The sequence below is a fragment of the Corynebacterium comes genome (assembly GCF_009734405.1).
In the GTDB taxonomy this organism is placed as follows: domain Bacteria; phylum Actinomycetota; class Actinomycetes; order Mycobacteriales; family Mycobacteriaceae; genus Corynebacterium; species Corynebacterium comes.
Window position 1 is genome coordinate 555758 of sequence record NZ_CP046453.1, and the last position, 13146, is coordinate 568903.

At 67.6% G+C, this 13146-nt stretch carries 13 protein-coding genes; 5 read left to right on the forward strand and 8 right to left on the reverse strand.

The window, feature by feature from the left end; all coding sequences use genetic code 11:
- Window positions 1-4 precede the first annotated feature (4 nt).
- From CETAM_RS02760 to CETAM_RS02770, 3 genes are all read right to left on the reverse strand, one after another.
- A complete protein-coding gene (locus CETAM_RS02760; protein ID WP_156226978.1) occupies window positions 5-682 on the reverse strand; it encodes a methionine ABC transporter permease in 678 nt (225 codons plus the stop codon).
- On the reverse strand, window positions 679-1740 hold the full coding sequence (locus CETAM_RS02765) for a methionine ABC transporter ATP-binding protein (protein WP_156226979.1): 1062 nt from the start codon (window positions 1738-1740) through the stop codon (window positions 679-681). Before CETAM_RS02765 ends, CETAM_RS02760 begins: the two co-directional genes overlap by 4 nt.
- 100 nt (window positions 1741-1840) lie before the next feature.
- Window positions 1841-2731, reverse strand: coding sequence for a MetQ/NlpA family ABC transporter substrate-binding protein (locus tag CETAM_RS02770; RefSeq protein ID WP_156226980.1), 891 nt, complete (start codon window positions 2729-2731; stop codon window positions 1841-1843).
- Between the two features lie 138 nt (window positions 2732-2869).
- On the opposite strand from CETAM_RS02770, the gene CETAM_RS02775 reads away from it, so the two are divergent.
- Window positions 2870-6001, forward strand: a complete 3132-nt coding sequence (locus tag CETAM_RS02775; protein WP_156226981.1) for an error-prone DNA polymerase — start codon at window positions 2870-2872, stop codon at window positions 5999-6001.
- On the opposite strand, the gene CETAM_RS02780 is transcribed toward CETAM_RS02775, so the two are convergent.
- Window positions 5998-6201 carry a hypothetical protein gene (locus CETAM_RS02780; RefSeq protein ID WP_156226982.1) on the reverse strand — a complete coding sequence of 68 codons (204 nt, stop codon included), beginning with the start codon at window positions 6199-6201 and terminating at the stop codon, window positions 5998-6000. The genes CETAM_RS02775 and CETAM_RS02780 overlap by 4 nt on opposite strands.
- Before the next feature lie 99 nt (window positions 6202-6300).
- Here CETAM_RS02780 and CETAM_RS02785 point away from each other — a divergent pair, with 99 nt between their 5' ends.
- On the forward strand, window positions 6301-6750 hold the full coding sequence (locus CETAM_RS02785; RefSeq protein ID WP_156229337.1) for a PH domain-containing protein: 450 nt from the start codon (window positions 6301-6303) through the stop codon (window positions 6748-6750).
- Complete coding sequence (locus CETAM_RS02790; protein ID WP_156226983.1) at window positions 6747-8105, forward strand: PH domain-containing protein; 1359 nt, start codon at window positions 6747-6749, stop codon at window positions 8103-8105. Before CETAM_RS02785 ends, CETAM_RS02790 begins: the two co-directional genes overlap by 4 nt.
- Here the strand turns inward: CETAM_RS02790 and CETAM_RS02795 are convergent.
- Together CETAM_RS02795 and CETAM_RS02800 are read right to left on the reverse strand one after the other, a co-directional pair.
- Complete coding sequence (locus tag CETAM_RS02795; protein WP_269076383.1) at window positions 8073-8861, reverse strand: metal-dependent hydrolase; 789 nt, start codon at window positions 8859-8861, stop codon at window positions 8073-8075. The genes CETAM_RS02790 and CETAM_RS02795 overlap by 33 nt on opposite strands.
- A 38-nt stretch (window positions 8862-8899) precedes the next feature.
- On the reverse strand, window positions 8900-9370 hold the full coding sequence (locus CETAM_RS02800; RefSeq protein WP_156226984.1) for a tRNA (cytidine(34)-2'-O)-methyltransferase: 471 nt from the start codon (window positions 9368-9370) through the stop codon (window positions 8900-8902).
- 24 nt (window positions 9371-9394) lie between these two features.
- Here CETAM_RS02800 and CETAM_RS02805 point away from each other — a divergent pair, with 24 nt between their 5' ends.
- Together CETAM_RS02805 and CETAM_RS02810 are read left to right on the forward strand one after the other, a co-directional pair.
- Window positions 9395-10249, forward strand: a complete 855-nt coding sequence (locus CETAM_RS02805) for a bifunctional methylenetetrahydrofolate dehydrogenase/methenyltetrahydrofolate cyclohydrolase (RefSeq protein ID WP_156226985.1) — start codon at window positions 9395-9397, stop codon at window positions 10247-10249.
- Window positions 10212-10562, forward strand: a complete 351-nt coding sequence (locus CETAM_RS02810; protein ID WP_156226986.1) for a DUF3017 domain-containing protein — start codon at window positions 10212-10214, stop codon at window positions 10560-10562. The genes CETAM_RS02805 and CETAM_RS02810 overlap by 38 nt, the downstream gene beginning before the upstream one ends.
- Window positions 10563-10577: 15 nt before the next feature.
- On the opposite strand, the gene metX is transcribed toward CETAM_RS02810, so the two are convergent.
- Entirely contained in the window at window positions 10578-11711 is a 1134-nt protein-coding gene (gene metX / locus CETAM_RS02815) for a homoserine O-acetyltransferase MetX (RefSeq protein WP_156226987.1), read from the reverse strand.
- 23 nt (window positions 11712-11734) lie between these two features.
- Window positions 11735-13066, reverse strand: a complete 1332-nt coding sequence (locus CETAM_RS02820) for an O-acetylhomoserine/O-acetylserine sulfhydrylase (RefSeq protein WP_156226988.1) — start codon at window positions 13064-13066, stop codon at window positions 11735-11737.
- Window positions 13067-13146 lie beyond the last annotated feature (80 nt).

Genomic DNA, 13146 nt, shown 5'->3' on the forward strand with positions numbered 1-13146 from the left:
ACATTCAGCGGCGCAGAATCTTCCGCGACAACCAGTTGCCCAGCAGCTGGGCGATCTGGACGATGATGACGATGACGATGACGGCGGCGTAGGTGACCTCCAGGTCATACGCGCGGTAACCGTAGACGATGGCGAAGTCACCGATGCCTCCGCCGCCGATGTAACCGGCCATGGCCGACATGTCGACGACGGCGATGAAGATGAACGTGTAGCCCAGAACCAGGGGGCCGAGAGCCTCGGGGACGATGACCGTCGTGATGATCCGCCACGGCCCGGCACCCATGGCGCGGGCGGCCTCGATGACGCCGGGGTCGATGGCGACGAGGTTCTGCTCGACGATGCGGGCGACGGCGAAGGTCGCGGCGATGCACATGATGAAGATCGCGGCGGACCTGCCGATGGTGGTGCCGACGACGTTCAGGGTCAGGGGCGCGAACATCGCGATCATGATGATGAACGGGATGGGGCGGATGAAGTTCACCAGCAGGTTGAGCGCCCAGTAGATCGGACGGGACTGCAGGATGCTGCCTGAACGGGTGGTGTAGAGCAGGACACCGACGACCAGGCCGGCGAGCCCGCCGACGACCATGGTCAGGGACACCATGACCAGGGTGTCGATGATGGCCTCGAAGAAGGTGGGGCCGAGACGGTTCCAGTCGGCGGCGAGATAGGTGTGGGTCATCGCGTGATCTCCTGGATGTCGGTGGTGCGGGCGAGCGTGGTGCGGAAGCGCTCGATGGCCTCGTGGGAGCCGGTGAGTCGGACGGTCATCTTGCCGAAGGACTGGCGCTGCAGCGTGGTCACACCACCGTGGACGATGTTGATGCCCAGTCCCTCATCACGCGCGGCGGCCGCCGCGGAGAAGAAGCCGGAGTCCTCGGTGAGGTTGATCGTGAACAGACGGCCACCGTGGGCGAGGAGATCCTCCTCCTCCACGAGGTCGGGGGTGTTCCGCAGGGAGGAGGAGACGAATCGCTTCGCCACGTTGGTCCGTGGCGAGGAGAACACCTCGTAGACGCTGCCGTACTCGACGACCTTGCCGGCCTCCATGACGGCGACCTTGTCCGCGATGGTCCGGACGACGTCCATCTCGTGGGTGATCACCACGATGGTGATGCCGAGCTCCCGGTTGATTTCACGGAGCAGGTTGAGCACGTCGTGGGTGGTCTCCGGGTCGAGCGCCGAGGTGGCTTCGTCGGCGAGCAGGAGACGGGGGTTGGTGGCCAGGGCGCGGGCGATGCCGACACGCTGCTTCTGCCCGCCGGAGAGCTGCTCGGGGTAATTCCTGCCCTTGTCGGCGAGGCCGACGAAGTCCAGGAGCTCCGCCACCCGCTTCCTGCGCTCCGCCTTCGGCATGCCCGCGAGGGTGAGCGGGTACTCGACGTTGCCGGCGGCGGTGCGCGAATGGAAGAGGTTGAACTGCTGGAAGATCATCCCGATGCCCCGGCGGATCGTGCGCAGCTTGGACTCGGGCATGCCGGCGACGTCGGTGCCGTCGAGAAGCAGCTGGCCGGAGGTGGTGGTGTCCAGCCCGTTGATGAGGCGGACGAGGGTGGACTTGCCGGCACCGGAGTAACCGATGACGCCGAGGATCTCACCGGGTTCGACGGTGAGGGTGACGCCGTCGACGGCACGGGTCTCGGTCTTCTGCTGGTTGGTGAAGACCTTCGTCACATCGCGGAATTCGATGCGGGTGCCGGTACGCGGCCGGGTGGGTGATGCAGAGACTGGTTCGGACACGGGTGATCAGAGCCGTTCTTGGAGGAGGAGAAGGTGACGGTTAAATGCTAAACCCCGCCGCGGACAGGCGACGGGGTCGGGCACGGGTGTGTGGTGGTGCTTACTGGTCGCCGGACTCGCGCAGACGCTCCAGGATGGCGTCGAGGTCCTCGCGCGGGCGGTCGACCTTGACGGCGGTGTTGCCGGAGGACTCCATGATGGCCTCGGTGACGGCCGGGTCCCTCCAGAGCTCGGCGAGGCGGTTGATGGTCTCGTCGTCGGCGCGCTCCGGGGTGGTCACCCAGACGTTGATGTAGGGCTCGGCCTGCTCGTTGTTCGGGTCGTCCTGGAAGATGGCGTCGAGCGGATCGATGCTGGCGCGCTCGAGGAAGGAGTTGTTGATCACGGCCGGGCGCCCCTCGTGGAACACGGCGGTGGTCTGTGCGGCGTCGACGGGGATGACGGAAACCTCGGAGGCCTCGGTGTCGATGTCGGCCGGGGCCGGGTTGAGCAGGCCCTCCTCGCGGAGGGTGACCAGACCGGCCTGGACGAGGACGTTGATGGCACGACCCTGGTTGGTGGCGTCGTTCGGGATGGCGATCTCCTCGCCCTCGATGCCGTCGAGGTTGTCGTGGTCCTTCCAGAACAGGGCCAGCGGGTAGATCTCGGTGGAGGAGATCGGCACGAGGTCTTCGCCGGCGCCGGTGTTGTAGTCGTTGAGGAACAGCAGGTGCTGGAACTTGTTCACGTCGATCTGGCCCTGCGCGACCGCATCGTTCGGGGTGTTGTAGTCCGAGAACGGCACGATCTCGATGTCGATGCCCTCTTCCTCGGCGAGGTCCGCGAAGACGTCCCACTCCTTGAGGTTCGCGTCGGTGGTGCCGATGCGGACGGTCTCTCCGGCGGCGCCGGCGTCGGTGCCCTCGGAGTCGGAGTCGGAGGAGCAGGCGACGAGGCCCGCGGCGGCGATGGCAGATGCGGCGGCACCGGCGAAAATGCGACGGAAGTTCATGGCTTCTGGTTCCTTAGACGTTCGTTGAGCAGTTGGTTGTGAAACCTAGCATTAAACGTACCGCTCTGTCTAGGCGGTGGCCGGGAACTGCGGGAAAATGATTGGCACATGCATTCGACTGGCGGTAGGTTGTGGGGCATGGGATTCGATGGTGGCGCCCCCCTGCACTGGTCCCGGCTGGAGCGCATCCTCGCCGGCCGGGAGGCGCCGACGCCGGTGCCGGTCGATCATCTGGCCGCACCCGCTTCCCGACGTCCCACCCTCACCCGTCCCGCCGTCCCCTTCGCCGAACTGCACGCCGTGAGCTCCTACAGTTTCCTCGGTGGGGCGAGCGATCCGGAGGCGCTGGTCCACCGGGCGGTGGAGCTGGACCTGGAGGCATTGGCGCTGGTGGACCGGGACGGTTTCTACGGTGTGGTGAAGTTCGCCGAGGCCGCGGCCACGCTGGGCCTGTCGACCGTGTTCGGCGCGGAACTCGCCCTGGGTGACCGTGTCCTGCCGGTGCTGGCCCGCGGCGTCGAGGGCTACCGCCGACTGTCGCGCCTGATGTCGGACGCCCACCTGGCCACCGGAGAGAAGGGGGAGGTGGCCTATCCGTCGCTGGGGGAGATCGCCCGGCGCCTGGACGGCCATTGTGTGGTGTTGCTGGGGCACGAATGGGTGGAAGGAATCGACCAGGTGGTCGAAGCGTTCGGTGTGGGTGATGTGGTGCTCGAATATGCGGTGACCATGACTCCTGAGGACACGGATAACCATGAGAAGCTGGATGGTTGTAGACGGCATGGTCTACGTCGGATCATCACCGCGTTACCTGCGGCCGCCACCCGGGATGACGCCCGGCTGGCAGGAGCGAAGCGGGCCCTGTCGCGTCGGCTCTCCCTGGGGGACGCCGAACCGGATCTCCATCCGATGGGCGCGTCCTGGTTGCGCTCCGGCCGACAGATCGCGGCCCTCCTGCCCGGCCGGGCGGAGCTGATGGCAGAGACCGTCACGCTGGCCCGCGAGTGTGCCTTCACCCTCGATCTCGTCGCCCCCGAACTGCCGGATTACCCCACCCCGGCCGGGCACACGGAGATGACCTGGCTGAGGGAGCTGACGCTGGAACGGGCACGCCGCAGATACGCCAACCGGACGGATGACGTCCGGGCGAGGGCGGAGAAACAGATCGCCCATGAGCTGGCGGTGATCGGGAAGCTGAACTTCCCCGGCTACTTCCTCATCGTCACCGACCTGGTCGATTTCTGCCGGGATGCAGACATCCTCTGCCAGGGGCGTGGCTCCGCGGCGAACTCGGCGGTGTGCTTCGCCCTGGGCATCACCAACGTGGAACCCATCTCCGCGCGCCTGCTGTTCGAACGTTTCCTCTCGCCCGAGCGCGACGGCCCGCCCGACATCGACATCGACATCGAATCCGGTCGCCGCGAGGAGGTCATCCAGTACGTCTACGAACGGCACGGCCGTGACAAGGCTGCACAGGTGGCCAACGTGATCACCTACCGCACGAAAAGTGCGCTCCGCGACGCCGCCCGCGCCCTCGGCCACACGCAGGGCTCGATCGACGCCTGGTCGAAGGGCACCGCGGAACCGCCCGCCGAGGTGGTGGAGCTGGCCACGCGTTTCCAGGGGCAGCCCCGGCATCTTGGCATCCACTCCGGCGGCATGGTCATCTGCGACCGGCCGATCGCCGACGTCGTGCCCGTCGAGTGGGCGCGGATGGAGGGACGCTCCGTGGTGCAGTGGGACAAGGACGACTGCGCCTCCGCCGGGCTGGTCAAGTTCGACCTGCTGGGGCTGGGCATGCTCGAGGCGCTGCACCACATGATCGACCTGGTGGGGGAGCAGCACGGAACCCGCGTCAACCTCTGGGAACTCGACCTCGCCGACCCCGGCGTCTACGACATGCTCTGCCGTGCCGACGCCGTCGGCGTGTTCCAGGTTGAGTCCCGCGCACAGCTGTCCACCCTGCCGCGGCTGAAGCCGCGCACCTTCTTCGACCTGGTCGTGGAGGTCGCCCTCATCCGTCCCGGACCCATCCAGGGCGGGTCGGTGCACCCTTACCTGCGGCGGCGGGACGGCCGGGAGCCGGTCACCTATGAGCACCCCGTGCTGGAGAAGGCCCTGGGCAAGACGCTGGGCATCCCGTTGTTCCAGGAACAGCTCATGCAGATCGCCGTCGACGCCGCCGGGTTCACCGGCGCGGAGGCGGATTCGCTGCGCCGGGCAATGGGATCCACACGCTCACCCGCGAAGATGGCGGCGTTGAAGGGACGGTTCTTCCGCGGCGCATGGGAGACCAACGGTATCCCGGAGGAGACGGCCGGGAAGCTGTGGAACAAGATCGTCGCCTTCGCCGCCTACGGCTTCCCGGAGTCCCACTCCCAGTCCTTCGCCTCGCTGGTGTACTTCTCCGCCTGGTTCAAGCACCACTACCCGGCGGAGTTCTGCGTCGGCCTGCTGCGGGCCCAGCCGATGGGCTTCTACTCCCCGCAGTCGTTGATCCAGGACGCCCGCCGCCACGGCGTGGGGATCCTGCCCGTGGACGTCAACGAATCAGGCGAGCAGGCCCGCGTGGTGGACGGAGGGATCCGGGTGGGGCTGAACCTCATCAACGGCCTCGGCTCAGCAGCGGCCGCCAGGGTCGAGGAGGCGGCCCCCTTCACGGGGATCCCGGACCTGGCGCGCCGGGCGGAACTGACGGTCGCGCACGTGGAGGCGCTGGCACGTGCCGGGGCGCTTGACTGCTTCGGCATCGACCGTCGGCAGGCGTTGTGGCAGGCGGGTGTGGCCGCCACCGAACGTGAGGGCATGCTGCCGGGGCTCTCCGCCATCGAATCCCCCCCGCTGCCCGGCATGAGCACGCTCGAGCTCATGGTCGCCGACGTCTCCGCGACCGGCGTGACCCACCAGCGTCAACCCATGGAGCTGGTGCGTGACCGGCTTTCCGACGCCGGCGTCCTCAGCGCCGCAGCCCTTTGCGGTGTCCCGGACGGCACCCGCGTGCGCGTCGCGGGTGTGGTCACGCACCGGCAGCGTCCGCAGACCGCTTCCGGGTTGACCTTCCTGGGCATGGAGGATGAGACCGGACTGATCAACGTCATGGTCTCCGTCGGACTGTGGAACCGCCGGCAGACGGTCGCGCGCACCTCGAAGGTGCTGGTGGTGCGCGGGATCGTGCAGAACGCCACCGGCGCGGTGACCGTGGTGGCGGACGGGCTGGAACCGCTGGCGATCGGTGAGTGGTTCAGCCGGGGTTCGCGGGATTTCCGCTAGAACCGGTCCCGGAGCATCTCCATGCCCCCGAGGATCACCGCGGCGATGATGCTCAACGCCAGCCATACGCCGAGGAAGAAGAGGATGTCCGTCAGGCCCAGAGGCCAGTCACGGGTGACCAGGGTGGAGATGAACGCGATGATCACCGCGATCGTGGCACCGGTGGGCAGCTTGGCGATGAGGTACTCGAGACCCGACATGCACCCAGCCTATCCCGCGCAGTTCCGGTCGGGTGATCTGGCAAGGTGGTGCCCATGAGCGATGAGGCAGCGCACCGAACGAGCATCAGCCACCGGGACATGAATCCCGTGTCCCCGAAGCTGACCACCGCCCGCTACCTGGGCAGGCTTCCCTGGATCGTCGTCGTGTTTCTCATCTTCGCAGCTCTTGGATTCCTGTTCAGCCCCTGGTTCCACATCGGCACGGGGACGTTCCTGGCTCTGGCGCTGTGGCAGCTGTGGCTGATCCCGGCGCAGGTCCGGCTGCTGGGATGGCGGGAAACCGAGGATGAGCTGTTGATCACCAAGGGGCGGCTGTGGCACACCTTCACGGTGATCCCCTACGGCCGCATCCAGTACGTCGATGTCACCGTCGGGCCGATCGAACGTTCCCTGGGGATGAAGACCCTGGAGCTGCACACTGCATCGGCGACCTCCGACGCCTCCGTCGAGGGCCTGCCCGCGGAGATCGCCGACGCCCTGCGGGACCGGCTGGCGGTCAGGGCGAGGGAGAGGATGAGCGGACTGTGAACGAGGAGTATCGCCGGGTCCACCGGCTGACCCCGCTGCTGCGCTTCTGGACGCTCATCCTGGCCGCCGTCGCGGTCTTCTTCGTCAACATTGACATGGCTGCGATCGGCGCGGCACTGGGGTGGTTGAGCAGCGGGAACATCCTGCCGATCCTCATCGGGGCGGCGGTCTTCGTGGTCGCCTGCGGGCTGGTCTGGGTGGTCTCCCAGATGTGGTGGCGTGCCACCGGGTACCGGCTCACCGCCGAGGAGGTCTCCCTCAGGCGTGGCGTGCTGAACACCCAGTTGCGCACCGCCCGCTACGACCGGATCCAGGCCGTCGACGTCGTGGAGTCCGTCATCGCCCGCATCTTTCGCCTTGCTGCGGTCCGCGTGGAGACCGCCGGGGGCGGCGACTCCGTCATCGAGATCGCCTACCTTCCACGGGACGTCGCCGAGCAGCTGCGTCGCGAGGTCCTGGAGCGTGCCCGCGGCACCGCGCCCGAAGCAGCCCCCGAAGCCCTCCCCGTTGCGGTGGCCGCACCGGCCGGCCGGGTCATCATCCCCGAGATCCCCATCACCCGTTCCCTGACGGGTGCCGTTCTGCAGGGTGGGTCCCTGGGTGCCGTGCTGGTCGGCGTCGGCCTGATCGTCACGCCGCTGACCTGGGCGGCAGCTGTTCCCGTGGCGCTCGGTATAGTGCCGGTCATCTGGAACCAGATCGACCGGAGCTGGCGGTTCACCGCCCGGCTGGCAGAGGACACCCTCCACCTCTCCTACGGCCTGGCGGACAGGCGTCGTCAGTCGATCCCGCTGCACCGCATCCACGGGGTCACCGTCCACCAGCCGATCCTGTGGCGGATACCGGGCTGGTGGTACGTCAAGGTCTCGGTCGCCGGTTATGGTGCGGAGACCGAGAAGGGCTCCGGCACCACCCAACTGCTCCCGGTCGGTTCCCGACAGGAGGCACTGATGCTCCTGGAGCTGGTCAGCCCGCTGGATGCAGCCACCATTGAGGCGTCGGCACGCCCGGAGGGCGCGACCACCCCGACGTTCACCTCGCCGCCGGTGGCCCGGTGGGTCTCGCCGATCGACCTGCACCAGCAGGCGGTGACCCTGCTTTCCGACGCCGTCGTGGTCCACCGCGGCCGCCTCGCCCGACGCGTCAAGGTCATCGACCCCTCCCACATCCAGGAGCTCTCGCTGACGAGGGGACCCCTGCAACAGGTGTTCGGCCTGTGCACCGTCCGTTTCGATCTGGTGCCCGGCCCGGTGCGCATGGCCGGTGAGGATCTCACCCCGGAGGACGGCCGGGCGCTCCTTGACGCCCTGCGTCAGCGGGAATTACCAGCCCAGCGCAGTGACCAGCGGCGGTGACGCGATGAGGCTGATCTGGGCCACGACCAGCACCGAGAACACCAGGAGCAGGGCCTTGTCCGCCGGCCCGGAGGCACGGATGCTGAGGAATCGGGGCAGGCGCAGGTTCCACCAGCGCCGCCCACCCAGGGGCACCAGCGGGGCGAAGACCGGGATGCCCCGTTTAGTGGCCATGTCGCCGAGCAGGTGGGCGACCACACCCGCCGTCACCGCCGAACCCAGAACCAGCCCCAGGGATGCCGCGGGGATGAAGTACCAGGCGCCGTAGGCGAGTGCGGCGGCGGTGCCGGTGACCACGATCCAGTCGCTCTTCTTGGACCATTCCGGCAGCAGCCCGCGGATGGCGAGGCTGAGCAGGAAGAACAACAGCCCGATCACCGCTGACTTTCCGTAGGCCCCGATCAGTGCGGTGGCCCCGGCACCCGCAGCGAGTGCGAACCACGCCGTGTGGGTCAGGGTGCGGTGGCCGTTGTTGCACCGGGGGTCCTTGCGTCCACGGGTCAGGTTCACGAAGCCCTGGGCGAAGTTTTCGATGGTGCGGGAGGCCACCTGGGACAGCAGCCCGAAGGAACGTGCGACCGTGGCCTGCGGGGAGTCCAGGTCAGGCAACAGTGCCGCCCCGGCCGCCAGGCCCGCGTAGACGAACGCCTCCTCCGCGGTGGTGACGCCGCCCCATTCCGCAGGCAGCACCTGCGCGATCGCCAATCCCAGTGCGGCCCCGCTCATCGCGTGGGTCGGTCCCATCACCAACGTCATCACTCCCTCAGGTTCGAACTACTGTTCCTGGGGAGATGTTACATACCGCCCGGAAAACCCAGCTGACGCCAGGCCTCGTAGGTGGCCACGGCCGCCGAGTTGGAGAGATTCATCGAACGGCGCCCCGGGACCATGGGGATGCGTACCTCGTGCTCGATGCGCGGATGGGCCAGGTGCTCCTCCGGCAGTCCGGTCGGTTCGGTGCCGAAGAGCATCGCGTCGCCCTCCCGCCAGGCCACCTGCGTGTGCCACGTGCCGGCCCTGGTGGTGAAGGCGAAGATGCGGGAGTCGGGGAGTGCGGCGAAGCAGGCGTCGAGATCCGCGTGCACGGTGACCTCGGCGAGGTCGTGGTAGTCCAGGCCGGCGCGGCGCAGGTGCTTCTCGCTGAGGTCGAAACCGAGCGGTTCCACCAGATGCAGATGGGCGCCCGTGCCGGCGCACATGCGGATGGCGTTGCCCGTGTTCGGCGGGATAACCGGATTATCGAAGATGACGTGCAGTGTGGCCATGACCGAGAGTCTAGGATGAGGGGCGTGACTGCTATCAAACTTGACGGACAGCTCTACCGAGACGAGATCTTCGAGGACCTGGCGGGCCGCGTGGCGGCGCTGCGGGAGAAGGGGATCGTGCCGGGCCTGGCCACCGTGCTGGTCGGCGATGACCCAGCCTCCCACTCCTACGTGAAGATGAAGCACCGCGACTGCGAGCAGATCGGGGTCAACTCGATCCGCCGGGACCTGCCGGCCGACGTCTCCCAGGAGGAGCTGCTGGCGGTCATCGAGGACCTGAACAACGACCCCTCCTGCACCGGCTACATCGTCCAGCTGCCGCTGCCGAAGCACCTCGACGAGAACGCTGTGCTCGCCGCCATCGACCCGGACAAGGACGCCGACGGCCTGCATCCGGTCAACCTGGGCAAGCTCGTCCTCAACGAGCCCGCCCCGCTGCCGTGCACCCCGAACGGCGCTATCCATCTGCTCCGCCGCTTCGGGGTTGAGCTCAACGGTGCGAAGGTCGTCGTCATCGGTCGCGGCGTCACCGTCGGCCGCCCGATCGGCCTCATGCTCACCCGCCGTTCGGAGAACTCCACCGTCACCCTCTGCCACACCGGCACGAAGGACCTGGCAGCCGAGACCCGCGCCGCCGACGTCATCGTCGCCGCCGCCGGCCAGCCGCACATGCTCACCGCCGACATGATCAAGCCCGGCGCTGCGGTACTCGACGTCGGCGTATCGCGTCTCGACGGCAAGCTCGCCGGTGACGTCCACCCCGACGTCTGGGAGGTTGCCGGTTACGTCTCCCCGAACCCGGGCGGCGTGGGCCCCCTGACCCGCGCCTTCCTGGTGCGCAATGTCGTCGAGAGGGCGGAACTGCTCGCAGGTGAGTAAACCGCTGGACAACCCCCACGACCTGGGGACGCCGCCGTCCCGCCTGCCCCGTTGGGCGCAGTGGACGGGGATGGCGCTGTTCCTGCTGGGTCTCGTGGTGGCCAGCGGTTATGCCGTCACCGAACACTGGCGACGCGCCACCTTCGCCCTCGGCGCCTCCCTGATCTGGCTCGCCGTGGTGCGTATGACCTGTGATTCCCGCATCGTCGGGGTGTTCGCCGTACGGTCCCGGCGTTTCGACGCCGTCTTCGCCACCGTCCTCGGTGGTCTGATGACGTTCCTGTCCGCCTCGGTGGACGCGCTGGGTTCCTGACCGGCGGGTAATCGGCTAGATCGAGTACCCGCCGCGCCCCTCGCCCGCAGCCACCTCAGCGGTGGACAGGTTGAGGAATCGGCGCAGGACGCGGTCCATCTGCCGGGATTCGGCGAGGAAGGCGTCATGGCCGACGGGGGAGACGATCTTGGCCATGCCCAGCAGGTTGCCGACATTGCGCGACAGGTGTTCCTGCTGGTGATAGGGGTAGAGGATGTCGGTGTCCACGCCGACGATCATCGTGGGGACCTGCGTGGAGGCCAGCGCTTTGTTCAGTCCGCCGCGGCCGCGGCCGATGTCGTGGCGGTTGAGGGAGTCGGTGAGAATGACGTAGCTGCCGGCGTCGAAACGCTCGACCAGTTTGATGCCCTGGTAATCCAGGTAACTCTCCACGGCAAAGCGCTGCCCGGGGGAGTGGTAGGGGCCGAGGGGATTCTCGCCGGTCTGCGGGGTGGTGCCGAAGCGTTCGTCCATCTCCTGCTCACCACGGTAGGTGAGGTGGGCGATGCGTCGCGCGGCGGCAAGGCCTGCGTCGGGGGAGCGGCCGGTGCCGTGGAAGTTCCCGCCCTGCCAGTCGGGGTCGCGTTCGATGGCGCTGATCTGGGCGGCCTGGATGCCGATCTGCCAGGCGCTTGCCCGGGCGGACACCGCGATGACGCACGCAGAGGACAGCACCGAGGGATACATCAGCGTCCACTCCAGGGCCCTGGCGCCACCCATCGAGCCGCCGAGAACGGCGTGGAGGTGGCTGATGCCCAGGGCGTCGAGGAACTGGCGTTCCACGGCCACCTGGTCGCGGATGGAAATGGCCGGAAACCTGGATCCCCACACATCGCCGTCGGGATGCTCCGAGGACGGTCCCGTGGAACCCTTGCAGCCGCCGATGACGTTGGTGCAGATGACACACCAGCGGTCGGTGTCGAGGGCCTTCCCGGGGCCGAGGAGGTCGCACCACCAGTCTGCGACGTCAGTGTCCCCGGTCAGCGCATGCTCGATGAGCAGGAGGTTGTTGTTCCCGTCCGCGTCGCCCCTGAATTCACCCCAGCGCTGGTAGGCGATGGTGACGTCGGGGATGGTCACGCCGGCCTCGGTGGTGTAATCACCGATGTGCACCGGAGTGAGTGTCCCCTCAGGGGAGAGCTGAACCATGGGTTACCTGTTTCTGTCGGGTGTTAGGCGTCTGCGACCGCGGCGAAGCCGCGCTTGAGGTCGGCGATGATGTCCTCGACATTCTCGATGCCGACGGACAGGCGGATCGTGGCCTGGGAGATGCCCGCACGCTTGTGGCCGGCCTCGTCCGACTGCGAGTGGGTGGTGGATGCCGGGTGGACGACCAGGGAGCGCACGTCGCCGAGGTTGGCCACGTTGGAGTGCAGCTTGAGGGCGTCGATGAACGTCCAGGCGTCGGTGCGGTCGTTCTGGTCACCCTTGAGGGTGAAGGCGAGGACGGAGCCGGTGTACTTCAGGCCCAGCTTCTCCTTGACGGGGTACCACGGGGACTGCTCCAGGCCGGCGAAGTTGACGGACTCGACCTGCGGGTGGGCGGCGAGGAACTCGGCGACCTTGATGGCGTTGTCATTGTGACGCTCCGTGCGCAGGGAGAGCGTGTCCAGGCCCTGCAGGACCAGCCAGGCGTTGAACGGGGAGATCGCGGCACCGGTGTCGCGCAGGAGACCGACGCGGGCCTTGAGTGCGAAGGCCGGGGCGCCCAGGTCGGCGTACTTCAGGCCGTGGTAGGCCGGATCCGGGGTGACGAACTGGTCGAAGACGGGCCTGCCGTCACGCTCGACGGTCCAGTCGAAGGCGCCGCCGTCGACGATGATGCCGCCGATGGAGGAACCGTTGCCGGTGTAGAACTTGGTCAGGGAGTTGACCACGATATCGGCGCCCAGCTCCAGCGGGCGGACCAGGGCTGCGGTGGCCACGGTGTTGTCGACGATCAGCGGGACGCTGTTGCGGTGGGCGACCTCGGCGACTGCCGGGATGTCCAGGACGTCGGCGATCGGGTTGCCGAAGGTCTCGCCGTAGAAAGCGCGGGTGTTGGGCCGTACGGCAGCCTGCCAGGATTCCGGGTCATCCGGGTTCTCCACGAAGGTGAACTCGATGCCCAGGCGCTTGAGCGTGACCTGGAAGAGGGTCTCCGTGCCACCGTAGAGACGGGGAGAGGTGACGATGTGATCGCCGGTGCCGGCGAGGTTGAGGATCGCGGCGGTCTGGGCGGCCTGCCCGGAGGCGAAGGCCAGTGCGGCGACGCCGCCCTCGAGGGAGGCGAGGCGCTCCTCCAGGGCAGCCACGGTCGGGTTGTTCAGACGGGTGTAGATGTAGCCGCCCTCGGAGAGACTGAAGCGGTTGGCTGCGTTCTCGGCGGAGTCGAACACATAGGAGGTGGTCATGTGGATCGGCTGGTTACGGGAACCGGTGTCTTGATCCAGGCCGCCACCCGCGTGAATGGAACGGGTCTCGAAAGCCCAGTCGCCTGCGTGGGAGTTGTCGTACTTCGCCATGCGGATGTCCTCTTCAGGGTTCTGTGGAACGATTGTGTTTTCCCCACCATAATGGACAGCTCGGTCTAGGGCAATCGACC

Excerpts from the sequence above, each read along its gene's own strand:
- CETAM_RS02760 (WP_156226978.1), bottom strand. The coding sequence starts at position 682 with ATGACCCACACCTATCTCGCCGCCGACTGGAACCGTCTCGGCCCCACC.
- CETAM_RS02770 (WP_156226980.1), bottom strand. The coding sequence starts at position 2,731 with ATGAACTTCCGTCGCATTTTCGCCGGTGCCGCCGCATCTGCCATCGCC.
- CETAM_RS02775 (WP_156226981.1), top strand. The coding sequence starts at position 2,870 with ATGGGATTCGATGGTGGCGCCCCCCTGCACTGGTCCCGGCTGGAGCGC.
- CETAM_RS02780 (WP_156226982.1), bottom strand. The coding sequence starts at position 6,201 with ATGTCGGGTCTCGAGTACCTCATCGCCAAGCTGCCCACCGGTGCCACG.
- CETAM_RS02785 (WP_156229337.1), top strand. The coding sequence starts at position 6,301 with ATGAATCCCGTGTCCCCGAAGCTGACCACCGCCCGCTACCTGGGCAGG.
- CETAM_RS02795 (WP_269076383.1), bottom strand. The coding sequence starts at position 8,861 with ATGACGTTGGTGATGGGACCGACCCACGCGATGAGCGGGGCCGCACTG.
- CETAM_RS02800 (WP_156226984.1), bottom strand. The coding sequence starts at position 9,370 with ATGGCCACACTGCACGTCATCTTCGATAATCCGGTTATCCCGCCGAAC.
- CETAM_RS02810 (WP_156226986.1), top strand. The coding sequence starts at position 10,212 with ATGTCGTCGAGAGGGCGGAACTGCTCGCAGGTGAGTAAACCGCTGGAC.
- metX (WP_156226987.1), bottom strand. The coding sequence starts at position 11,711 with ATGGTTCAGCTCTCCCCTGAGGGGACACTCACTCCGGTGCACATCGGT.
- CETAM_RS02820 (WP_156226988.1), bottom strand. The coding sequence starts at position 13,066 with ATGGCGAAGTACGACAACTCCCACGCAGGCGACTGGGCTTTCGAGACC.